This is a genomic window from Absicoccus sp. (genome assembly GCF_034090965.1).
GTDB lineage: Bacteria > Bacillota_I > Bacilli_A > Erysipelotrichales > Erysipelotrichaceae > Absicoccus > Absicoccus intestinalis.
This window is the reverse complement of sequence record NZ_JAXDRQ010000058.1, coordinates 1-23,069: the sequence shown is the minus strand read 5'-3', so window position 1 is coordinate 23,069 and position 23,069 is coordinate 1. Positions and strand designations below refer to the sequence as shown.

The 23,069-nt window shown below is 39.4% G+C and carries 25 protein-coding genes, 1 pseudogene and 1 other annotated feature; of the genes and pseudogenes, 22 read left to right on the top strand and 4 right to left on the bottom strand.

What is annotated here, in order from left to right; translation table 11 throughout:
* Positions 1 to 429, top strand: a 429-nt coding sequence (locus SOS22_RS08610; RefSeq protein ID WP_320596938.1) for a shikimate kinase, incomplete at its 5' end; no start/stop codon positions are given.
* Here SOS22_RS08610 and SOS22_RS08605 read toward each other — a convergent pair.
* The gene (locus SOS22_RS08605; RefSeq protein ID WP_320596937.1) at positions 421 to 1,317 is read right to left on the bottom strand and encodes a LysR family transcriptional regulator; all 897 of its coding nucleotides are present in this window, start codon (positions 1,315 to 1,317) and stop codon (positions 421 to 423) included. The two genes, SOS22_RS08610 and SOS22_RS08605, sit on opposite strands and share 9 nt — an antisense overlap.
* 91 nt (positions 1,318 to 1,408) lie before the next feature.
* Between SOS22_RS08605 and SOS22_RS08600 the strand changes: the two genes are divergently transcribed.
* From SOS22_RS08600 to SOS22_RS08580, 5 genes are all read left to right on the top strand, one after another.
* Positions 1,409 to 2,830 carry an alanine/glycine:cation symporter family protein gene (locus tag SOS22_RS08600; RefSeq protein WP_320325930.1) on the top strand — a complete coding sequence of 474 codons (1,422 nt, stop codon included), beginning with the start codon at positions 1,409 to 1,411 and terminating at the stop codon, positions 2,828 to 2,830.
* Positions 2,831 to 2,950: 120 nt separating this feature from the next.
* A complete protein-coding gene (locus tag SOS22_RS08595) occupies positions 2,951 to 3,820 on the top strand; it encodes a DMT family transporter (RefSeq protein ID WP_320596936.1) in 870 nt (289 codons plus the stop codon).
* On the top strand, positions 3,807 to 4,391 hold the full coding sequence (locus tag SOS22_RS08590) for a DUF308 domain-containing protein (RefSeq protein WP_320596935.1): 585 nt from the start codon (positions 3,807 to 3,809) through the stop codon (positions 4,389 to 4,391). Before SOS22_RS08595 ends, SOS22_RS08590 begins: the two co-directional genes overlap by 14 nt.
* Positions 4,375 to 5,184 (top strand): Cof-type HAD-IIB family hydrolase, encoded by an 810-nt coding sequence (locus SOS22_RS08585; protein WP_320596934.1) that lies wholly within the window; start codon positions 4,375 to 4,377, stop codon positions 5,182 to 5,184. The genes SOS22_RS08590 and SOS22_RS08585 overlap by 17 nt, the downstream gene beginning before the upstream one ends.
* Positions 5,185 to 5,212: 28 nt before the next feature.
* On the top strand, positions 5,213 to 5,992 hold the full coding sequence (locus tag SOS22_RS08580) for a carbon-nitrogen hydrolase family protein (protein ID WP_320596933.1): 780 nt from the start codon (positions 5,213 to 5,215) through the stop codon (positions 5,990 to 5,992).
* 57 nt (positions 5,993 to 6,049) lie between these two features.
* Here the strand turns inward: SOS22_RS08580 and nadA are convergent, their stop codons facing one another.
* Positions 6,050 to 6,967, bottom strand: a complete 918-nt coding sequence (gene nadA, locus SOS22_RS08575; protein ID WP_320325926.1) for a quinolinate synthase NadA — start codon at positions 6,965 to 6,967, stop codon at positions 6,050 to 6,052.
* Positions 6,968 to 7,090: 123 nt separating this feature from the next.
* Here nadA and SOS22_RS08570 point away from each other — a divergent pair, with 123 nt between their 5' ends.
* From SOS22_RS08570 to SOS22_RS08560, 3 genes are read left to right on the top strand one after another with little or no spacing between them, the layout of a single operon-like run.
* The gene (locus SOS22_RS08570; protein WP_173446571.1) at positions 7,091 to 8,365 is read left to right on the top strand and encodes an L-aspartate oxidase; all 1,275 of its coding nucleotides are present in this window, start codon (positions 7,091 to 7,093) and stop codon (positions 8,363 to 8,365) included.
* Positions 8,366 to 8,374: 9 nt separating this feature from the next.
* The gene (gene nadC, locus SOS22_RS08565; protein ID WP_320325925.1) at positions 8,375 to 9,229 is read left to right on the top strand and encodes a carboxylating nicotinate-nucleotide diphosphorylase; all 855 of its coding nucleotides are present in this window, start codon (positions 8,375 to 8,377) and stop codon (positions 9,227 to 9,229) included.
* Positions 9,230 to 9,239: 10 nt separating this feature from the next.
* Complete coding sequence (locus SOS22_RS08560; RefSeq protein WP_320325924.1) at positions 9,240 to 9,785, top strand: transcription repressor NadR; 546 nt, start codon at positions 9,240 to 9,242, stop codon at positions 9,783 to 9,785.
* 27 nt (positions 9,786 to 9,812) lie between these two features.
* On the opposite strand, the gene mnmE is transcribed toward SOS22_RS08560, so the two are convergent.
* Positions 9,813 to 11,141 (bottom strand): tRNA uridine-5-carboxymethylaminomethyl(34) synthesis GTPase MnmE, encoded by a 1,329-nt coding sequence (mnmE, locus tag SOS22_RS08555; RefSeq protein ID WP_320325923.1) that lies wholly within the window; start codon positions 11,139 to 11,141, stop codon positions 9,813 to 9,815.
* Positions 11,142 to 11,178: 37 nt separating this feature from the next.
* On the opposite strand from mnmE, the gene SOS22_RS08550 reads away from it, so the two are divergent.
* Together SOS22_RS08550 and lysS are read left to right on the top strand one after the other, a co-directional pair.
* A complete protein-coding gene (locus tag SOS22_RS08550) occupies positions 11,179 to 11,781 on the top strand; it encodes an L-threonylcarbamoyladenylate synthase (protein ID WP_320325922.1) in 603 nt (200 codons plus the stop codon).
* A 28-nt stretch (positions 11,782 to 11,809) separates the two neighbouring features.
* Positions 11,810 to 12,018: a binding site (T-box leader), on the top strand.
* A 38-nt stretch (positions 12,019 to 12,056) separates the two neighbouring features.
* Positions 12,057 to 13,967 (top strand): lysine--tRNA ligase, encoded by a 1,911-nt coding sequence (lysS, locus tag SOS22_RS08545; protein ID WP_320325921.1) that lies wholly within the window; start codon positions 12,057 to 12,059, stop codon positions 13,965 to 13,967.
* A gap of 113 nt (positions 13,968 to 14,080) precedes the next feature.
* On the opposite strand, the gene SOS22_RS08540 is transcribed toward lysS, so the two are convergent.
* Positions 14,081 to 14,476: a pyridoxamine 5'-phosphate oxidase family protein gene (locus tag SOS22_RS08540; protein ID WP_320596932.1), complete on the bottom strand. Its 396-nt coding sequence runs from the start codon at positions 14,474 to 14,476 to the stop codon at positions 14,081 to 14,083.
* A gap of 109 nt (positions 14,477 to 14,585) precedes the next feature.
* On the opposite strand from SOS22_RS08540, the gene SOS22_RS08535 reads away from it, so the two are divergent.
* From SOS22_RS08535 to SOS22_RS08485, 11 genes and pseudogenes are all read left to right on the top strand, one after another.
* The gene (locus tag SOS22_RS08535; RefSeq protein ID WP_320325919.1) at positions 14,586 to 14,930 is read left to right on the top strand and encodes a winged helix-turn-helix transcriptional regulator; all 345 of its coding nucleotides are present in this window, start codon (positions 14,586 to 14,588) and stop codon (positions 14,928 to 14,930) included.
* 233 nt (positions 14,931 to 15,163) lie between these two features.
* The gene (locus SOS22_RS08530; protein WP_320596931.1) at positions 15,164 to 16,447 is read left to right on the top strand and encodes a M48 family metallopeptidase; all 1,284 of its coding nucleotides are present in this window, start codon (positions 15,164 to 15,166) and stop codon (positions 16,445 to 16,447) included.
* Positions 16,437 to 17,129 carry a DUF434 domain-containing protein gene (locus tag SOS22_RS08525; protein ID WP_320596930.1) on the top strand — a complete coding sequence of 231 codons (693 nt, stop codon included), beginning with the start codon at positions 16,437 to 16,439 and terminating at the stop codon, positions 17,127 to 17,129. Before SOS22_RS08530 ends, SOS22_RS08525 begins: the two co-directional genes overlap by 11 nt.
* The gene (locus tag SOS22_RS08520) at positions 17,126 to 18,076 is read left to right on the top strand and encodes a sugar-binding transcriptional regulator (protein ID WP_320325916.1); all 951 of its coding nucleotides are present in this window, start codon (positions 17,126 to 17,128) and stop codon (positions 18,074 to 18,076) included. Before SOS22_RS08525 ends, SOS22_RS08520 begins: the two co-directional genes overlap by 4 nt.
* Before the next feature lie 156 nt (positions 18,077 to 18,232).
* Positions 18,233 to 19,024 (top strand): SDR family oxidoreductase, encoded by a 792-nt coding sequence (locus tag SOS22_RS08515; protein ID WP_320596929.1) that lies wholly within the window; start codon positions 18,233 to 18,235, stop codon positions 19,022 to 19,024.
* Positions 19,025 to 19,027: 3 nt separating this feature from the next.
* Complete coding sequence (locus SOS22_RS08510) at positions 19,028 to 19,447, top strand: PTS sugar transporter subunit IIA (protein WP_320596928.1); 420 nt, start codon at positions 19,028 to 19,030, stop codon at positions 19,445 to 19,447.
* Entirely contained in the window at positions 19,447 to 19,935 is a 489-nt protein-coding gene (locus tag SOS22_RS08505) for a mannose/fructose/sorbose PTS transporter subunit IIB (protein ID WP_320325913.1), read from the top strand. The genes SOS22_RS08510 and SOS22_RS08505 overlap by 1 nt, the downstream gene beginning before the upstream one ends.
* Positions 19,936 to 19,950: 15 nt before the next feature.
* On the top strand, positions 19,951 to 20,757 hold the full coding sequence (locus SOS22_RS08500; protein ID WP_320325912.1) for a PTS mannose/fructose/sorbose transporter subunit IIC: 807 nt from the start codon (positions 19,951 to 19,953) through the stop codon (positions 20,755 to 20,757).
* A gap of 12 nt (positions 20,758 to 20,769) precedes the next feature.
* On the top strand, positions 20,770 to 21,603 hold the full coding sequence (locus tag SOS22_RS08495) for a PTS system mannose/fructose/sorbose family transporter subunit IID (RefSeq protein ID WP_320325911.1): 834 nt from the start codon (positions 20,770 to 20,772) through the stop codon (positions 21,601 to 21,603).
* Between the two features lie 13 nt (positions 21,604 to 21,616).
* Positions 21,617 to 22,852, top strand: coding sequence for a zinc-binding dehydrogenase (locus SOS22_RS08490; RefSeq protein ID WP_320596927.1), 1,236 nt, complete (start codon positions 21,617 to 21,619; stop codon positions 22,850 to 22,852).
* A 76-nt stretch (positions 22,853 to 22,928) separates the two neighbouring features.
* Positions 22,929 to 23,069, top strand: a pseudogene (locus tag SOS22_RS08485) (sulfide/dihydroorotate dehydrogenase-like FAD/NAD-binding protein); the annotation flags it as partial.

Here is a 23,069-nt window from a genome sequence, read left to right as displayed (position 1 = left end):
CAAGGTATGTCGATTTCCGAGATTTTTGATGAATATGGTGAAATCTACTTCCGTAATTTGGAATCGAACTGTTTGATTGAACTACAAAAAGTCAAACAAGGCATCATTTCTTGTGGTGGTGGTGTCATCCTTCGTGCCGATAATGCCGATCACATGAAGAAGAATGGTCGTATCGTTTTATTGACTGCCACACCAGAAACCATTTTAGAACGGGTCAAAGACAGTGATGAAAGACCCATCTTAAATAACCATATGAATGTAGAATTTATCACAGATTTATTGAATCAGCGAAAAGATAAATATCGTGCCGTGGCAGATGTGATCGTAGCGACGGATGGAAAAAACACGGATCAAATTTGTGATGAGATCATCGCCAAATTAATTGCGTTTGATCGTGATAAGGAAGCAAAAGAGAAGAGCTCACAGTAAGCTCTTTTTTTGTAGATGAATGTTGGATAAAAAATCAATGGTTGCTTGAAGGACAGGACTGATCCATTTTTCTTTGTGGATAAAGATTTGTTTCCAAACATGGAGTTGAATGTCGGGAATATCTAAATAGACAATTTCGTGTTTTTCGATGTAGGGCTCGACCACAAAATCAGGTAAGAAGGAAATCCCGACATTTTGCCGGATAATTTCACAAATATCCTGGGTCGACGCAAATTCAAGAATGGGTTTGATTTCCCATTGTTTTTGGGCAAGAAGAGTATCTAACTTACGACGATAGCTCATATTCTTTTCGGTCAAGATGAAATCATATTGCATGAGTTGTTCAATCGATATGTTTTTTTGATGGGCTAAGGCATGGTGTTTGGATGCAACAAAATGGCAGGGAATCTTTTCTTCGTTTGTCACTAGGTGGGTCATATCGTATAAATGATCATCCAAGGTACATACGATATCGACTTGATTGTGATCGATCATCGAATACATATCAAAGGTGCCTCCGGTCGTGATGATCCAGTCAATATGGGGATATTGTTCATGAAATTGTTGAAAGTGTTTGGTGATAAGGGGATCACATAAAGAATCAGCCATCGCAATATGGACCGAACCTTGATAGCTATCTGTTTTTGGGGTAATAAAAGCTTGTAGTTCATGATGAATGGCTTGCGCCATCATGAGTTTTTGATGGCCTTGTTCTGTCAACTTGATCGTGTGACCAACGCGTTCAAAAAGGGGCACGTGGAGTTCTTCTTCTAATTGTTTGATTTGTAGCGAAACGGTTGGTTGGGAATAACCCAGTTTTTTAGCGGCTTGCGAGAAGCTATTGAGTTCAGCAACAGTGATAAATGTTTGAATGAGTTTTGTTTCCATAAGAATTACCAATGCTTATTATAAAGACTATTAATTGTACAAATATATAATTTTATTCTATATTGACCGATGAGAAAGTCAAGGTGTAACAATGGCGTTTGTACAGTTTATTTATAATTTATTGTGGGGTGATTTGATCACCATTTCATTGCCGCATTTTCATGTTGGATTATCGTTGTTGGTGTTGATCCTGATTCCGGCTGGTATCTTTTTTTCGATTCGAACACGGTTTTTACCCATTCGGCATTTTAAAGATATGATTCAGATCACCATGGAAAAGAAAGATCAAGAAGCCCATGCCATATCGGGATTGGAAGGCTTGATCGTTTCAACGGCTACTCGTGTTGGTATGGGAAATTTAGTAGGCGTTGTCGCCGCTATCAGTGCGGGTGGTGCTGGTGCGGTATTTTGGATGTGGCTGACTGCCATCCTAGGTTCTTCAACGGCTTTTGTGGAAGCCACCCTAGCTCAGCTCTATCATGAAAGAGATCCATTATATGGTGGCTATCGTGGTGGGCCAGCCTACTACATTCATGCCTTCTTTACTCGTAAAACGAAACAAAAGAAAAGTATCATCGCGATCTTATTTGCGTTATCGGGTCTATTGTGTTGGTTCGGTATTAGTCAAGTGGTAGGTAATTCGGTGTCTTCTGCATTTGAGAATGCCTTTCATATTCCACCGATTTATACCACGATTGTCTTGGTCGTGCTAGCGGCTTGGATCGTGTTACGTAAAAACATGACGGTCAAAGTACTGGATGTGATCGTACCGATCATGGCTTGTTTCTATTTTGGATTGACCATTTATGTCATGGTTCGTAATATTACGGTTTTACCTTCGGTCATCCATGAAATCTTTGTTCAAGCGTTTGGCTTGAAACAAATGGTTGCAGGTGGTTTCGGCGCTGTTTTGATGAATGGAGTCAAACGTGGTTTATTTTCTAATGAAGCCGGTTCAGGATCGGCTCCTTGTGCTTCGGCTACGAGTCATGTTTCTCATCCAGTCAAAAGTGGCATGCTCCAAAGTTTAGGTGTCTTTATTGATACGATCGTGATTTGTACGTGTACAGCTATGATCATGTTGACTGCGCCACATGCAGTGATCAATGGACTACAAGGTATGGATTTGTTGCAGAGTGCAATGTCCTATCATTTTGGTCAAGTGGGTGTCATCTTTATTGCGATTGTCTTGTGGCTGTTTAGTTTTTCAACATTTATTGGGATCTTGTATTATGCACGCAGCAATGTGGCTTATCTTTTTGGCGATCGTTGGTTGCCACAAACCATCTATAAGATCCTGGCATTAACACAATTGTTCATTGGTGGTTTAGCGACCTATACCTTTGTCTGGGATCTGGGTGATATTGGCATTGGTTTGATGACAATCTTTAATATGATCGTTTTGATTCCGATGTCCAAAGAAGCCATTGCATCTTTGAAAGAATATGAAGAACAAACCAATAAAGAAACGGTACCATCGATGCAAGAAGTATTTGAAAATGAGTCGGTCTAGCAGAAATGCTAGGCCTTTGTGCTATAATGGGCATATGCGCAAAAGAAGTCAAAATATGCGCGTTTCAGTAAGGAGGGTGGGCACCTTTCTTTATTTTGTTGAAAGGTTTAAAATCTACGTATGAATGATCATGTAAAGGGAATTTTATTTATCTTATTGGCTGCTTTAGGCTTTGCGTTCATGAGCTTTTTTGTGAAAATGGCCGGAGATGTACCAACGATGCAGAAAGCATTTTTTCGAAATATTGTTGCGGTCGTGATCGCAAGCGTATCTTTGATTCGATACAAAGGATCGTTGCATGTTGACAAAAGAGATTATTTGCCGTTATTTTTGCGATCGTTGTTTGGTACGATTGGCTTGATCTTTAACTTCTGGGCAATCAGTCGTTTGGCATTGCCCGATGCGAATATCTTAAATAAGATGAGTCCCTTCTTTGCGGTTATCATGTCTATTTTTATCTTGGGGGAAAAGCCCAATCGAATGGATATTCTTACGGTCATTGTTGCGTTTGTCGGCGCCATGTTTGTGGTCAAGCCAACCGCAGGATTGGCCTCATTACCAGCTATTGTGGGATTGATTGGTGGCATGTGTGCAGGAACGGCCTATACTTTTGTGCGTAAATTAGGAAAGCATAATGTGCCAGGACCATTGATTGTCTTTGTTTTTTCGGCCTTTTCATCGATTGTATGTTTGATCCCGATGCTCATGGATTATCAACCGATGACATTTATCCAATTTTTGTGTTTGATTTTAGCAGGCTGTTCAGCTGCTTTGGGCCAATTTAGTGTGACCGCTGCTTATACATTTGCACCGGCCAAAGAAATATCGGTGTTTGATTATTCACAAGTGATCTATGCAGCGATATTGGGCTTTTTGGTTTTCCATGAATGGCCGGATCGAATGAGCTTGATTGGATATGTATTGATCATTGGTACAGCAGTTGTGAAATGGTATTTGAATACCCATGGAGGAGAGAATGAAACGGTTTAAGAATAATGGAGCCATCTTACAGGGAATAACAGCGGTGGCAAGTATCCTTATTGGTGCAGCTATGTTGTTTTCCAAAAATGTGCAATTCAGTAGTTTGTGTTATGTCTTTTGTATCGTCTTATGGGGCATCGGGATTTATGAGATCGTTTCGTATTTTCTGAGCAAATCGTATCAACACATGGCGGATTATGGGTTTACCTTAGGGGTCTTATTGATCCTATTGGGATTGGTTGGATTGATTCGTATCAATGATATGACGAGAAATGTCAAAGAATATATGCAGTTGTTTTCTTTGATCCAGAGTATTTTTATTTTACAAAATAGTGTGCAGATGTATGCCTTAAAGAGTAAAGCGTGGTTATTGGATCTTATATTTTCGTTATTGATGATCCTTTTATCAATTTTTGCCTTTACCGGACAATTGAAACAATATACGTATAGTATTCTTATGTTTGCTGGCATATTTGGATGTATCAGTGTCTTTTTATCGTCAATGGTCGTTCGATCTTTCCATAAAAAGACGATACAAGAAATGCCAAAGGAGAAAGTGGAAGATGAAGAAAAACATTAAATTCGTTGTTTGTGATATTGATAATACCCTGATCGTACCGCATGCTTCGCTGTCTAAACCTGCAAAAAAGATCATCGAATTATTGCGTGCCAAAGGAATCCTATTTGGCTTAGCCAGTGGTCGTCCCTTAGAAGATCTTGACTTTATGATTGAAAACTGGGGCATTGATGTCGATATGATGATTGGGATGAATGGTTCAAGTTTGCGTGATTGTCGAACCAACCAGGAATATAGTTACTATATGATGAAACCAGAGTGGATCAAAGAAACCATTGATTTGATGAAACCGTTTCATGGCAATCCCATTATTTATGAACCAGGTGTGGTCGTTTGTGTCAAAGAAGATGAGATGGTTCAGGTTTCAGCGTCTTCTTCCAATCGAAAGGTGAAGAAAGTCGATGATCTTTCGTATTTGTATCGAACGGAGAATGCGAAAATCATGTTCCGTGTACCCGAAAATGAAATGGCAGATGTAGAAGCGTATTTTAAAGCCCATCCGATCCAATCTGGATATGAAGGCTTTAAAACGCAATCGACCTTATATGAATTTGCGAATAAGCATACCAACAAGGGATTTGCACTCAAGAAATATTGTGAATTGAAACAAATACCAGCTTATCAAGTCATGGCTTTTGGTGATACATCGAATGATAATTCGATGTTGGCATATAGTGGTTTGGGTGTTTGTATGAAAAATGGTTCGCAAGATACCAAGTCCGTGGCGGATATCATCACCAAGAAGCCTTGTGATCAAGATGGTTGGGCCGATTTTATGATGGGATATGCGATGTAGGAGTCTAGAAATAGACAAAGGATAGCGTATGAAAATAGCACTCGCACAAATGCAGATGTCAAAGAATTGGGATGAAAATGTGGATAAGAGCTTGTCTTTATTGCGACAAGCAGGACAACAAAAAGTGGATCTGATTGTTTATCCCGAAGTTCAAATGTCGCCTTTTTTTGCTCAATATCGTCATCAAGATGCCAAAGCAATCGATCAAGAGGATCCGCTTTTTCAACAATTTCAAAATTTATGTAAAGAAAATCAGATCATGGCTTGTCCAAATTTTTATTTTCGAGAAGAGGATAAAAAATATGATGCCAGTTTTTTGATTGACAAAGAAGGTCAGATCATAGGTTGTCAAAAGATGGTGCATATTGCCCAAGCCAATCAATTTTACGAACAAGATTATTACACACCAGCCAATGATGGCTTTCATGTGTTTGGTGATATCGGGATCGTGGTTTGTTTCGATCGACACTATCCGGAAAGCATTCGTACCGAAGCCTTAAGAGGCGCCCAGTTGATCTTGATTCCAACGGCGAACACCAAAGCAGAACCAATGGAATTGTTTGAACAAGAAATTCGTGTACAAGCTTACCAAAATTGTTGTTTTCTTGCGATGTGTAATCGTACTGGAACCGAGGATCGAATGGATTTTGCGGGTGAATCTCTGGTCTGTGATCCAGATGGAAATACGATTGCCAAAGCCGGCTATGAAGAGGAGCTATTGATCGTAGATATTGATTTGGATCAAGCCAAAGAAGCTTGTCAATCTCGTCCGTATTTAAATCTTCGTCGAACGGAATGGTATGAATAAGTTTTGAATTAAAACACCAGAAGTCCTTTATTCATGGACTCTCTGGTGTTTTTTTTATTATTTTCCGGCCTTGACCATTCGATCAATGGCGGTTTTTGCACCTTGTAAGATTTCATCATCCAAGATGATTTCTTCTTGTTCTTTACCGGTGATGGTATTGTAGACATCGACCAATGTCGTTTGACGCATATTGTGACAAACACATTCTACAGATAAACAATAGAATTTCTTATCCGGGCAGTCAAATTGCAGATGTTGGACGATGCTGTTTTCGGTACCAATCACAAATTCTTTTTTATCACTTTCTTTGGCGTATTTCATGATGCCTGTGGTACTTCCTGCATAATCGGCCAATTCCGTGACTTCTGGTTTACATTCAGGATGCACCAAGATTTCGGCTTCGGGATGTTCTTTACGTGCTTTTTCTACATCTTTTTTGGAGATGCGCCAATGGGTTGGACAACCACCCTGGAAGGTCTTGATGTTTTTTTCAGGTAGTTGATTGGCAACCCAGGAACCTAAATTGGGATCTGGAATAAACAAGATGTCTTTTTGAGGCATCTTTTTTAATATACGCACGGCACTGCTTGAGGTCACGACCATATCGACAACCGTTTTTAATTCCGAAGTGGTATTGATATAAGCAACTACGGCATAGTCTGGATATTTTTCTTTTAACATTAAGACATCTTCTTTGGTCATTTGTTGGGCCATGGGACAGCCTGTATAGCGATTAGCTAAATAAACGTGCTTATTTGGCGATAAGATCTTTACGGTTTCAGCCATAAAGCGAACACCACACATGACGACGTTTTGATGTTTGGTTTTGGCAGCTTGGACGCTTAATCCATAGGAATCACCCATATAATCGGCAACTTCTAATATATCTTGACTTTGATAGGCATGGGCCAATATCAACATATCTTTTTCTTTCTTGATGCGTTTGATTTCCTCTTGTAATTCTCTGGTGTTCATAATTTATTCTCCTTGACAAACAATGACATTATAAAAAGGGATGGTAATACTGTCAAGTCCATTGTCTTGACAATAGACTTGACAAATAATATAATGCTCACTGTCAGGAAAGAAGGATATCTTATGAAAACAGATATTTGTATAGTAGGTTGTGGTTGTTCCGGATTGTATGCGGCGTTACAACTTCCAAAAAATAAAAAAATTCTTATGATCACAAAATCTGATGCAGAAAGTAGTGATTCGTTCTTAGCACAGGGTGGCATCTGCATATTGAAAAATGAAGCAGATTATCAATCGTATTTTAAAGATACGATGAAAGCTGGCCATTATGAAAATGATCCAGAAAGTGTGGAGATCATGATTCGTTCGAGCCAAGATGTGATTCATGATTTGATCAAATACGGCACTGATTTTCATAAAGATAAGGATGGAAAATTAGACTATACCCGAGAAGGGGCTCATTCCCATGCGCGAATCCTATTCCATGAAGATGAGACAGGCAAAGAAATCACGAAGCATTTGCTTGAAAAAGTGCGTGCATTACCTAATGTGACCTTGTTGGAATATACGACCATGTTAGATATCGTCGAAGCAAACAATACTTGTTATGGTATCATCATGCGAAAAGCCGATGGTACCATTGAAACGGTATCGTGTGACTATGTCTTATTGGCGACTGGTGGTGTGGGTGGTGTTTATCGTCATTCCACCAATTTCCGTCATTTGACTGGAGATGGCATTGCGGTAGCCATTCGACATCATATTACGTTAAAGAATATCAATTATGTACAAATTCATCCGACCACTTTTTATTCACCCAATGAGAAGGATCGTTCCTTCTTGATCAGTGAAAGTGTGCGTGGTGAAGGGGCTCTTCTTTATGATAAGAATATGCAACGATTCACGAATGAATTATTACCACGCGATCTTTTAACCGAAAAAATTCGTGAACAAATGAAAAAAGATGGAACCAATCATGTATGGGAAGATCTACGTCCCATTGGTCATGAACAATTGATGAGTCATTTTCCACATATCGTACAACATTGTTTAGAAATGGGATATGATCCGGAAAAAGAACCAATTCCAGTTGTACCGGCTCAACATTATTTTATGGGTGGTATCAAAGTCAATAAACAATCCAAGACTTCGATGGATCATTTGTATGCGATTGGTGAAACCGCATGTAACGGGGTACATGGAAAGAATCGTTTGGCATCGAACTCGTTATTGGAATCCTTGGTTTTTGCGAAACGAGCTGCCAAAGAAATCGCATCGGCATATGAAATGTTGCATAATCCAATGGTTTTTGCACATATCCAAGAAGCAGATTATACGAATATGGCGTCATTGAAACAAACCTATCGTCATATGGTACAGGCTGAAGTCATGGTGTAGGAGGTAATTATGTTTGATCCAATCACAATGCGTTTGCACGTGGATCCTTTGATCCAAAGTGCTCTTGAAGAAGATATCAATAGTGAAGATGTATCGACCAATTGTGTCATGCCCACATCCAAACAAGGCCAAGTTGACTTGATTGCGAAAGAAGATGGCATTCTTTGTGGGGCTCAAGTTTTCGAGCGTGTGTTTACCCTTCTCGATCCAACCATGAAAATCGAATGGATGGCAAAGGATGGCGATGCGATTCATGATCAACAAGTACTCGCTCATGTAACGGGTGATATTCGCGTTTTATTATCTGGAGAGAGAACGGCTTTGAATTTTTTACAACGAATGAGTGGAATCGCGACGTATACACATCAGATGGCAAAGTTATTAGAGGGAACGTCCATTCAACTGTTGGATACACGAAAGACAACACCAAATATGCGCATTTTTGAAAAATATGCGGTTAAAGTTGGCGGTGGTCATAATCATCGGTATAATTTATCTGATGGTGTGATGTTGAAGGATAATCATATCGATGCGGCTGGTGGTGTTTCACAAGCCATTCAAATGGCAAGGGCTTATGCGCCATTTGTCCGCAAAATTGAAGTCGAAGTAGAAAATTTAGACATGGTCAAAGAAGCGGTATCAGCTGGAGCAGATATCATCATGTTAGATAATATGGATCATGATACGATGGTGCAAGCAATCGAGTTGATTGACAAAAAAGCGAAGATCGAGATTTCGGGAAATGTGACCAAAGAAAATATCGATCGGATCAAAGATCTTGCGGTTGATTATATTTCAAGTGGCGCTTTAACGCATTCATCTCCCATCTTGGATGTATCACTAAAACATTTGCACGCATTGTAGGAGGTATAAAATGACGGGAAAACAACGAAGAGAAGAAATTATTCACATTTTATCGAAACAAGAACAGCCATACTCTGGTACTTTATTGGCTAAACAACTTCATGTTTCTCGTCAAGTTGTCGTCCAGGATATTGCGTTATTACGAGCTGAAAATAGGCAGATCTTATCAACGAATAAGGGGTATCTTCTCTTGGCTGAAAATGATACGACTCGTGTATTTAAGGTGCATCACACCAATGAACAAGCTCGCGATGAGATGAATCTAATCGTTGATCTGGGTGGCAAAATTGAAGATGTGTTTGTGTATCATCGTGTCTATGGTGTATTGAAGGCACCGTTGAATATTAAATCACGACGTGATGTGGATCGGTATTTACGAGAAATTGAATTGGGAAATTCGACATTATTATTGAATGTGACGGCTGGTTATCATTATCATACGATATCTGCTGAAGATCAAAAGACCTTAGATTTGATTCAAACAGAATTAGATCATGCCGGTTTCTTAGCGCCTCTACAAGATTATGAACCCGTTGATTTTTGGAAAGAGCACTAAAAAAGTTCTCAACAACGAGAACTTTTTTTATTTACCTAAACAGAATTTAGAAAATAGTGTATCGATAAGGTCTTCCCGATGGACTTCTCCAAAGATTTCTTTTAGATGATCATGGGCGGATTGAATATCGATTTCAACCAAATCGGGTTCCACGCCCATTTCCATGGCTGCTTTGGCATGCAACATATCTTGTTTGGCTTGTTGGATCAGACCGATTTGGCGTTCACTCGATAATAAGGGATGTTCATTGACAACATTGGTTTCAAATAATTGTTTCATGGCATCCAATAAGGAATCAATTTCATGATTTTGAGCCGAGATCCAAATACCCTCACTATGTGTTTCCAACTTGTCTTTTTTATTGTAGACAATGAGGCGTGTCTTTTCTTTTGTTTGGTCTAATAATTTTTGATCTTCCGCATCCAATGGTTTGGAACCATCCAATACGACGATTACTAGTTGTGCTTGTTTCAATTTTTCTTGGGTTTTTTGAATACCAATTTGTTCAATTTGATCTGTCGAGGCATGCAAACCAGCGGTATCGATCAAATTAAATTGTGCGGATCCAATATGAATTTGGCCTTCCACTAAATCACGGGTGGTTCCGGCAATATCGGTCACAATGGCTTTATCTTCTTCCAATAAGGCATTTAATAATGAGCTTTTACCTACATTAGGCTTACCCACTAAGATCGTATCGATTCCTTTTTTCGCTAATTGACCACTTTGAGCACGGGCAAGGATCGCATCGATTTTTTCAAGCCATGTCTTGGTCATGGGCAATAATTCTTCGGTGGTTAATTGGGCGACATCTTCATATTCCGGATAATCAATATTCACTTCAATTTGAGCAATGATATTTAATAAATCTTCAATCAATGGTTTGATCAATTCCGCGATACTGCCACGAATGCCTTGGATGGCCATGTTGGAGGCGGTATCATTGGTGGCTTCGATCATATCTTCAACCGCTTCGGCTTGTGATAGATCAATGCGGCCATGGTAAAAAGCACGTTGGGTAAATTCTCCTGGTTTTGCCATTTGCGCGCCATGACTTAAGACCATGGTCAATATTTTACGAGTGATGAAAACACCGCCATGGCAATTGATTTCGACAATGTCTTCGCGTGTATATGTTTTGGGTGCTCGAAAAATAGAAACCAATACTTCATCGACGGGTTGTTTATTTTCATCAATGATATAGCCATAATGCATGGTATAGGATTTGGCCTTTGTGATGTCTTTATTAAAAATAGATTGAACGATGGATATCGCATCTTCACCGGAAACGCGGACGATCGAGATGGCGCCCGGTGCCAGTGCCGTCGATATCGCAGCAATAGTTGTATCAAACATGTCTTTATTTTATCATAGATAAAAAGAGGTTTACAGTATGAAGATATATACACAATTCGATGCACAAAAGGTGGCCGATGCCTTTTTGGCCCATGATGTTTTAGCGATTCCAACCGATACGGTTTATGGTGTAGGTGTTATTTATGGAAGTTTAGAAGATCTTTCACGATTAAAACATGCCAAACATCGACCAGAAACCAAGCCCATTCCAATGATGGTCGCTACGGTTTCGCAAATGCAACAAATTGCGCAAGTGGATGCGCGTACAGAAAAGCTCATTGATGCTTTTTTACCGGGACCATTGACTTTGATCCTGCCTTTAAAAGAAGGTGTTGCCAAAGAATATACGAATGGGAAGGATACCGTCGCTGTTCGTATACCGGATGCACCGTTTATTTTAAATGTGATCCAGCGATTGAATAAACCATTATTGGTTAGTAGTGCGAATATTTCAGGGCATCCTGCAGCGATTACTTTTGATCAGGCCAAAGAAAATCTACCCAATATCGATGGAATTGTACAAGGACAATGTCAGCAAGGTATGGCAAGTACGATCGTGGATTGTACAAAAGAGCAGTTAGCTATATTACGAGAAGGACCTATTTCACTTTCGGAATTAGAAAACGCAATCTCTGATTGACAAAGTGGATTTGGTTTTGTACGATACCCATAAGGCTATGAAAAGGACGAGTACCTATCAAGAATGGTCTAGAGAACTCTTGGCTGGTGGAAAAGAGGACAGGATGATGGGGAATAAAACCTTGGAGCTGCTTGTTGTTCCTGCATTAAAGGAAGCACTGTTTAGTGACAGTGGCAGAGGTTTAGAAAGTGATTTCTAGACAAAATAGGGTGGTAACACGAACATTTCGTCCCTTGGATGAGATGTTCTTTTTTTATGAGTGAAAAGGAGAAGACATGAAACAGAAACTTACGCAACAAGAACAAGTGCGTCGTCAAAAGATGCAAGATTTGATCGATATGGGCATTGATCCATTTGGTCGTCGTTTTGATCGTGATGCCCGTTGTGGTCAAATTAGTGAAGAATATGATCGATATACCAAGGAAGAACTAGAAAAATTAGATGTACATGTAACGATTGCTGGTCGTATCATGCGCAAACGTCGTCAAGGAAAAGCCGGATTTATGAATATCCAAGATGTGACCGGAGATATCCAGATCTATGTTCGTAAAGATGAATTGGGCGATGAAATGTATGAAATCTTTAAGAAAAACGATATTGGAGATATTGTTGGCATTGAAGGTACCGTCATGAAGACCGATCATGGCCAATTGTCGGTACGTGCCAAGGAATACACGCATTTATCGAAGTCTTTGCGTCCTTTGCCAGAAAAATTCCATGGCTTGCAAGATACAGAAGAGCGATATCGTCGTCGTTATGTGGATTTGATCATGAATCCAGAAGCAAAGAAAATTGCGCTCACAAGACCAAGAATCATTCGAGCAATCCAAGAATATTTGGATGATCAAGGCTTGATGGAAGTGGAAACACCGGTTCTACAACCAATTCTAGGTGGAGCAGCTGCTCGTCCATTTGTGACCCATCACAATGCTTTGAACATGGATTTCTATTTACGAATTGCCACAGAATTGCCATTAAAACGCTTGATCGTTGGTGGTTTGGAAGGTGTGTATGAAATTGGTCGTTTGTTCCGAAATGAAGGAATGGATGCCACCCATAATCCGGAATTCACAACGGTTGAAGCTTATGTCGCGTATAGTGATTTACATGGCATGATGGATCTAATTGAAGGCATGTTCCGTTTTGTCTCTGAAAAAGTATTAGGTACCAATGTGATCACCTATCAAGGAACACAATTGGATCTTAGCCAGCCATTCAAACGAATCACGATGTGTGATGCCGTAAAAGAAAAGACGGGTATTGATTTTAAACAAGAGATGTCATTTGAAGCGGCGAAGCAATTGGCGGTTGAACATGGTATTGAATTGGAACAGAAACACAATTCCGTTGGACATATCATTTCCTTATTCTTTGAAAAATATTGTGAAGAAACCATTGAACAACCAACGTTTGTCTATGAATATCCAATTGAGATCAGTCCATTGGCTAAAAAGAATGCAGATGATCCTCGTTTTACGGATCGTTATGAATTGTTCATTTGTGGGCATGAATATGCCAATGCTTTCTCGGAATTGAACGATCCAATCGATCAAAAAGAACGTTTTGAAAAACAATTGGAACTTCGTGATCTAGGTGACGATGAAGCCAATGAAGTGGATACTGATTATGTAGAAGCTTTGGAGTATGGTATGCCACCAACAGGTGGTGTTGGTTTAGGAATTGATCGTTTTGTGATGTTGCTGACCGACCAAAGAACCATTCGCGAAGTTTTGTTATTCCCTCATATGAAATTGGTGGGAGATTCCAAGGCGGCCAAGCGTGCCAATACGCCTGCACCTGAAGAAAAGATTGATTTCTCAAAGGTAGAAGTTGAACCTTTATTCAAAGATTTCGTTGATTTCGAAACATTCAGTAAGAGTGATTTTAGAGCCGTTAAGGTCAAAGAATGTATTGCCGTGCCAAAGTCAAAGAAATTGTTGCAGTTCACCTTGGATGACGGAACCGGTACCGATCGAACGATCTTAAGTGGTATTCATGCTTATTATGAGCCAGAAGAACTTGTTGGTAAGACACTCATTGCCATTACGAACCTTCCCCCTCGTGCGATGATGGGTATTGATTCTTGTGGTATGTTACTCAGTGCCATCCATAAAGAAGCAGGTGAAGAAAAGTTACATCTATTGATCATAGATGATCATATTCCAGCTGGAGCAAAACTGTATTAAATCAAACATACCCGGAAATATTTGTATTTCTGGGTGTTTTCTTTCATCGTGGGATCATACAAAAAGAACTCTGCTTAAAATGCAGAGCTCTTTTAACTTTCAAGGTATCCTTTTTAAAGTTTGATGACTTCGGGGTCGGCATGAAAAGAATAGATGGTTGCGGTTGCATGTTCAAAGTAAAAGACAGTCATTAAGTTGTCATCTACCGTATACATGCTGCTTAGTGAAGCTGTGTTATCATTCATCATTGCCACGCGAGCTTCTTTACGTGTATCTTCTTTAACTTCACCTTCTACTCGAATCCAAGTGCCTTTGTACATGCCGCAAATTTCCACCTTACCATTGGCTTTCATTTGTTGGTATACCTTCTTTTGGTTGTTTGTGACAATATATAGTTTTCCTTCAAATTCACAAACAGCACCAAAAGGACGTACATGAGGTTGACCATTTTCTTCTGTGGCAAGATAGAAAGTGCCACAAGATTTTAAATATTCAATGATTTTGTTCATTATGAAAACTCCTGTTCGTTTTTACTGTTTATGTGTATAATTATAAAGACAGGAATCAAAATAACAAGTACGATATTTATTGATACTAGTATCAGAAAGGAACGTGTATATGGAAAAACCAGAATTATTTGGTATATGTCCTTATGTAACGGCCCAAAAGGTCTTGACGGGGAAGTGGTCCATCTACATCATGTATTTGCTTTCCGACGGTCCCGTACGATTTAATGAGTTGCAACGACGAATGCCGGAAGAAATGACGCATACAACATTATCGCGGCAATTAAAGGTACTCGAAAGAGAGGGATTGATCGTCCGAAAAGAATATCAACAAATTCCACCAAAAGTGGAATATAGTTTAAGTGAGATCGGGATCAAGTTCAAAGAAGTGTTGTCGGTGTTAGAAGAATGGGGAAATGAGTATATCCAGTATCTTCATACGAGGAAGGATATATAAAAAGGATCTGTTCATGATTTGTGAACAAATCCTTTTTGTAATTGGGCTGCTTGTTGCAGCCATATGCCATCAATTACAATTCTACATGTTAATACATTTTTTTGCGTTAATCAAACATTATTTTTTGAAAAACATCTATATGTTTATTTTTGATGTATAAGTATCTATATAAAATGAACAAAGAATTAATGCTTGCATGTGCTGTTGTATCCTAGAAAAATGGAGATTTATATATGTTGTTGAAAATGATATTGATCGTGTTTTTAGTCATTGCGTTTGGTTGGCAAAGATGGATATCTTATCTTACTTGGAAACAAAGGGATAAACCACTGCCCAAAGTAGTTTCTGATATTTATACACCCACTCGTTATGCCCAGTTTCTATCCTATAAGAAAGAATATGCCAAAATGTCTTTTTGGGTACGATTGGGAACCTTAGCTTTGAATATCTTCTTTATTTTGTCCCCTTTCTTTACTTGGTTTGATGGGACCAATCCATATGTGTGTGCTTTTTTGACCTATCTTGTGATGGAGCTGATTCAAGAATTGATCGATCTTCCGGTCGAATATCATGAAACCTTTCATATCGATGAAAAGTATGGCTTAAATAAACAATCCAGAAAATCATGGATCAAAGATCATATCTTGGATTTTGGCTTTGAAACCTTCGTGACACTGGTGGTAGGTGGTTTATTCATTTATTTGTGTACACATCTTTCAAGATGGACATCCAATTTTTCGATATCGTATTCGCAATCGTTTATTTTTGGTTTGATCATCGTTGCCATTTATTTGATCTTGATGATCACCATGTCTTTCTTGTCTTTGTTGGTGATGCGAAAGAAATATACCTTTACCGAAATGGAAGATGGTGAGTTGCGCTCTCAAATTGAAGCGTATGCATCCGAAGCCAAGAAAAAAGTACGTCATATCAAGATTTATGATGAATCCAAGAAATCTAATGATAAAAATGCATTCTTATTGAAGTTTTTATGGATCCGTGAATTTGGAATTGCGGATAATTTTATCAATGAAAATAGTGAAGATGAATTATTAGCAGTATTGTTGCATGAGATTGGTCATTTGAAACATAAGAAAAATATTTGGAACTATATGCATTATGCATTTTTAGTCTTGGTCTTTTTGTTCTTTGTCTGGTTGATACCGCATGCACAATATATCGTCGATCTGAATGCACTGATCAATCGATCTTTTGGTTTGGATCATACCAATTATGTTTTATCGTTGATGGTCTTTTCCTATGTTTTTGTTCCTGTATCCTTTGTGACTGGGCTCTATCATAATTTTGTCTCTTGTAAAGAGGAAAAAGAAGCGGATAAAAATGCAGTGGATCATGGATATGGACAAGCTTTGATCGATACCTTTACGCAACTATCGAGTGATGAATTGATCGATGTCAATCCTCATCCCATCGTTGAACGTTTCTATTATGATCATCCCGGCATGTATCAGCGCATTTCCTATATCCAAGCATGGGAGAATGAACATGCAAGCTAGAAGAGGGTTTGTAGTCGAAGAAGAAAAAAACTTTTGTGATGATGCGATGTCTATATTGTCTAAGGCTATGCAAGATGTCTGTTATTTGATCAATGCAGGCTATGATCGGAAGCAAGCATCTACTTTTGTGGGCAATCATTATTGTTTGTCAGAAAGACAGCGTTTGGCAATTGTGCGTAGTGTGGCAACGCAAAAACAATTGGCAGAAAGAAAAAGGAAAGAAATTTTTGATTTTCAAGCACAAGATGTTTGGATCGATGGTTTCAATCAAATCATTACTTTAGAAGTATTATTAAACCATTCCCCTCTATTTTTGGGAATGGATGGAGTTGTTCGGGATTTAGCCTCTTTGCGTGGCAACTATCGAATCATTCCACAAACCAAACAAGCCGTTGCTTTATTGTTAGAAATGGTATATGCCTATCATCCTGGAACCATCCATATCCTTTTAGATGCACCGGTTTCTAATTCAGGACGACTCAAATCAAAGATTCATGAAGTGGATCCTTTGGTGGATGTGCAAATTGTTCAACATGTTGACTTGATTCTTTATGAAAAAGCCAATGTGGTCACTTCGGATTCGATTATTTTGGATGCTTGTATTTCTTGGTTCAATTTAGTGTCTTTGTGTTTGAAAAAACAACATTCCATGGCTTATGATATTACGGGAGTCGATCAATGACAAAAGATGAACAAAAACAATTAGTGAAAATAGCGGAGATGTATTATCTCGAAAACAAGACACAAAGCGAAATTTCTCGGGCTTTACAAATTCATCGATCAACGATTTCACGTTTATTGAAATTGAGTCGTGAAAAAGGTATCGTGAAAATTACTATTGATCCTTTTCAAGCAGGAACGTATTCGTATGAAGAAGAATTGGTCAATAAATTTGGTTTGGATAAAGCTATTGTGGTGACTACTTCGGGAAATGTGAATGATGAAAAGGTATTGATGGATTTGGGAAAAGCAGCGAATTCGTATTTAAAAGAAATTGTAGAGGATGATATGATCATTGGCTTTTCTTGGGGATCGGCCATGGCAGCATTTGCTCAATCCATATCGGGTATTGAAAAACGGAACATTACATGTGTGCCTATCGTTGGTGGTCCTTCAGGACGTGTGGTCAGCAAATATCATGTCAATACGATCACGTATCAAGCCTCTCTGGCGTTGCATGGAAAAGCTTTGTTGATTGATGCACCAGCTATTCCTGAAACGTTGGAACTGAAAAAAGCATTGTTGGATAATAGTTTTAATCAATCGTTGATCCATTATTGGCGCAATTTGAATATTGCGGTTTTGGGAATTGGCTCACCCACCATGAAAGAAAGTGATCGATGGAAAGATTTCTATGGGCAGGATGTGTTCCAGTTTGTGACAGAAAATAAGGTTGTGGGTGATGTGGTCTCCCGGTTCTATGATGCACAAGGGCACCATATCGAAAGTGAATTGGATTCACGAATCATTGGCATTGATACGACGGATCTAAAACGGGTAAGATACAAAATTGGAATTGCCGAAAGTCGAGATAAGGTGCCAGCTATTATTGGCGCGATACGAGGTGGTTATGTCAATGTATTGGTCACAACACAAGATACGGCCCGAGAATTATTGAATGAAGATTGATCTTCATTCTTTTTTTTTATGCGTTCTATAACAAATGTGAGATTAGAAAATCAAAAATGTGATATTTTTTGTTGACTTTCCTTGTGGAAGCGGTTACTATGGTGTTGTTAAAAATTGTGATTATAATAAATCACAATTGTGAAGGAGCGTGGAGTTATGAGTTTTGATTTAAACAAGAAAGTCATTATTGTAACGGGCGGTGCTTCAGGTATTGGAAAACATGTTGTCCAAAAACTAATGGAAGCCAATGCACGACCGGTCGTAGCGGATCTAAATGTCACAACCGGAGATCAGCAAGAGGGTGCCTTGTGTGTGCAATGCAACGTTACGGATCCGAATAGTGTACAAGCCATGGTTCAAACTGTTGTGGATACCTATGGCAAAGTAGATGGCTTGGTCAATAATGCTGGTATCAACAAGCCAAGATTATTGGTCGATGTAAAGGGTGAACATCCAGAATATGAGTTGGATTTAAAGACATTGGATCAAATGTTTGCGGTCAATGTGAAAGGCTTGTTCCTTTGCGCTCAAGCAGTTGCTCGTCAATTGATTCCGCAAAAACAGGGTGTCATTGTGAATATGTCCAGTGAATCGGGTAAAGAAGGAAGTCAAGGACAAAGTGCTTATTCTGCTACCAAAGGGGCCTGTGATAGTTTTACTCGTTCTTGGGCTAAAGAATTAGGAAAATACAATGTGCGTGTTGTAGCGGTAGCTCCTGGCATCATGGAAGCAACGGGACTTCGTACGCCTGCTTACAATGAAGCCTTAGCGTATACACGTGGTGTTAAACCAGAAGAGTTATCCACCGATTATAGCAAACAAGTCCCATTGGGCCGCGATGGCAAATTGGATGAAGTCGGTAATTTGGTTACATTCTTAGTTTCCGATGAAGCAAGTTATATTACGGGAACAACATACAATATTTCTGGTGGAAAAAGTCGAGGTTAGACCATGACCGATGTAATTTTGTTAGCCCATGGCAAGTTGGCTACAGCTATGAAAGCTTCGGGTGAAATGATCTTTGGAGAATTACCAGATTTTCATCCCATTGAATTCTTAGTCGGTGAGGGTTTGGATACTGTGGTTGAAAAATTAGAGGAAACGGTTGCGACGATCAATGCCGATTCGGTGTTGATCCTAACCGATATTTTCTCAGGTACACCCTACAATGCCAGTTGTGCCTATGCGATGAAACATAGTGATAAAGAAATTCGAATCTTATCGGGGATGTCCTTACCAATTGTTTTGGAAATAGCCACCATGCGTGAAAATGCCAATGCAGATGCCATAGTTGCTCATATATTAGACGTCGGAAAAGATACGATTCGAACCTTCGAACTATCTGCGATTGAACAAGAGGAGGAATTATAATGCAGATTCGATTAGCAAGAATTGATGATCGCTTGATCCATGGTCAAGTGGCAACGGTTTGGTCAAAAGAGGCTGGTGCCGAACGAATCATCATTGTCAGTAAAGAAGTCAGTAACGATCAAATTCGTAAAACGTTAGTGCGTCAGGCTGCCCCTCCGGGAATCAAAGTCAATGTAGTGGATGCACCTAAGGCCATTCGTGTCTACAACAATCCTAAATATGCAGATGATACGGTCTTCTTTTTATTTACGAATCCCGAAGAGGTCTTGGAAATGGTGGAAGGAGGCGTACCCATCAAAACCATCAATATTGGAGGCATGCAGTTTAAAGAAGGGCGTACGCAAATCACCAAAGCAATTTCTTGTACGCCAGAAGACATTGCAGCTTTCAAGAAATTGAAAGAATTGGGAGTAGCTTATGATTTGCGTTGTGTCGCTTCCGATCCAAAAGGAGATTTTGAAGCGGCTATGAAGAAAGCCGGATTTTAATAGAAAGGATAACATATGACAATCAGTACAATACAAATTATTTTAATCTTTATTTGGTCATGTATCTGTGGGGCAGGAAGTGTATTGGATGAATTCCAGACGCATCGTCCTTTGATTGCATGTACCGTTGTTGGCTTGATCTTAGGTGATCCAACCAAAGGCATTATTCTTGGAGGAACTTTGGAATTGATCGCGTTAGGTTGGATGAACATTGGAGCCGCTCAATCCCCTGATTCAGCATTAGCCAGTGTAATCTCGACTATTTTAGTTATTGTTGGCCAACAAGGCATCCAGGAAGGAATAGCGATTGCGTTGCCCGTTGCTGCAGCTGGTCAAGTATTGACCGTCTTCGCTCGTACCATTACGGTTGCCTTCCAACATGCTGCAGATAAAGCCGCTGAAGATGCGAATTTCAATAAAATTATTGCGTTACATTTTAGTGCTCTATTTGTACAAGCGTTGCGTGTTGCGATTCCATCGACCATTGTTGCAGCGGCTGTTAGCCCAACCATGGTTCAACATATGTTAGCGGCTATTCCTGATGTGGTAACCGGTGGTTTAAGTGTTGCAGGTGGCATGATCGTCGTAGTTGGATATGCGATGGTATTGAACATGATGGAAATCAAATACTTGATGCCTTTCTTCTTCTTAGGTTTTGTATGTGGTGGTTATTTAGATTTCAGTTTATTGTCATTCGGTATCATTGGTTTGATCTTAGCCATTGTTTATGTCGAATTGGATCCTAAATTCACCAAACAAACGGTTGCAGTGGCAACCGCTTCAGCAAACGATGATGAACTAGACGATGAATTGGAAGATTAGGAGGAAAAACACATGGCTGAAGAAAAAAGACAAACTCAAATCACTAAAAAAGATATGATGCAGACATTCTTTTTTGAAAATTTTCAACAAGCATCTTTTAACTACGAACGTATTCACGCATTGGCATTCTGTGTTGATATGATTCCTACGATCAAGCGTGTTTATCATAAAAAAGAAGATCAAGTGGCAGCTTTAAAACGTAACTTGACATTCTTCAATGTAACTCCAGCTGTTTGTGGTCCTGTCGTCGGTGTGACAATGGCTATGGAAGAAGCCAAAGCCGAAGGCGAACCGATTGATGAGGGAACGATCAACTCCTTGAAAATTGGCTTAATGGGTCCTCTATGTGGAGTGGGTGATCCATTGATCTGGGGTACATTACGACCTATCACGGCAGCTATTGGTGCATCCATGGCCGTAAATGGCAGTGTGGCTGGTCCTATCTTGTTCTTTGTTGCTTTCAATGCTGTTCGTTTGGCTTTGAAATGGTATGGTTTAAAATATGGTTTTGAAAAAGGGTTGGATATTGTACATGATTTATCCGGTAACTTATTGCCAAAATTGACCGAAGGCGCTACTATTTTAGGCTTGTTTGTTATGGGGGTCTTGGTCACAAAATGGACCAGTATCAATGTTCCACTTGTGGTATCCAAAACCGTTGCCAATGGGAAAACAACCATTACTACAGTCCAAGATATCTTAGATCAATTGTGTCCTGGTTTACTGGCTTTAGGATTGACCTTTTTGATGATGAAATTGTTAAAGAAGAAAGTCAATCCAATCGTATTGATCTTTGCCTTGTTTGCTGTCGGAATCGTCGGTTATGGATTGGGTATCTTAGCGTAGAAGGAAGAATCATATGAAAACATTTGCCGTTCGTTTGTATGGTAAACATGATTTACGCTTAGAAGAATTTGAATTGCCAGAGATGCAAGAAAATGAGATCTTGGCAAAAGTCATTACCGATAGCGTATGCATGTCTACTTTGAAACTGGTCAATCAAGGTGAAGACCATAAAAAAGCACCGAATGATTTAAAAAACAATCCGGTCATCATTGGCCATGAATTTTGTGGGATCATTATGGATGTGGGAGCCAAATGGTCACATAAATACCAAAAAGGGGAAAAGTTTGTGATCCAAGCGAACCTCTTATTGGAAGATAAACCTTATAGCTGTCCAGGTTATTCCTATCATGATATGGGAGGAGATGCGACCTATTGCATCATTTCGGATGATGTGATGCGTGCGGATTGCTTGATTCCTTATCGTGGAGAGACCTTCTTTGCAGGTTCATTGGTTGAACCCTTATCGTGTGTAATTGGTGCGATTGATTCACAATATCATATTCCTTTAGGTACACATACACATGAAATGGGTTTAAAAAAAGGTGGGAACCTATTGATCTTAGGAGGTACGGGGCCCATGGGCATGTTAGCGATTGATTATGCGCTACATGGTGAAAAGAAACCCAAACACATTGTGATTACCGATCATCATCAGGATAAATTGGATCGAGCACAATCGTTTTTGCCAAGCCAAAATGGGGTGGAAGTCACTTATTTGAATACTAAAGGTGTAGATGATGAAGTAAGCTTGCTTCAAGAAGTTGTCGATGGTCAAGGCTATGATGATATCCTAGTGATGTCGGCTCGAAAATCCGCGGTAAGTGAAGCTTCCATATTGGCGGCTGATGATGCGTGCATTGACTTCTTTGCGGGACCACAAGATAAAAACTTTATGGCGGAAATTAATTTTTATGACATCCATTATTCTCGGACACACTATATGGGAATTTCAGGGGGAACAGCCGATGATATGCGAAAAGCTGTTCGTTTGATTGAAGATGGAACGTTAGACCCATCCATGATCGTGACTCACGTTCTGGGATTGAATCAAGCTGCTTATACAACGGAACATCAAAAGGAAATTGGTGGGGCTAAGAAAGTAATCTATACCCATAAAAAGATGGATCTTACCGCTTTATCGGATATTTCCGCTTCCAGTGAATTAGGGCAGATCCTTGCCAAAACAAAGGGTGTTTGGTCAAAACAGGCCGAAGACTATGTACTCAGCCATATGCCAGATATTGATTAATATTCTTCTCTTTGAAAAAGTCCTTCAAAATACATGGGGCTTTTTCTTTAGATCAAGTATGGGAAAGGAAATGATCATGTATAAGATTCTAAAAAAAGAGGTGTTGAATCCTACCGTTACCAAATTGGTCGTGGAAGCACCTTTTGTTGCGAAACACGCAAAAGCTGGACAATTCATCATTTTGCGTGTTGACAAAGATAGCGAACGTATTCCGTTT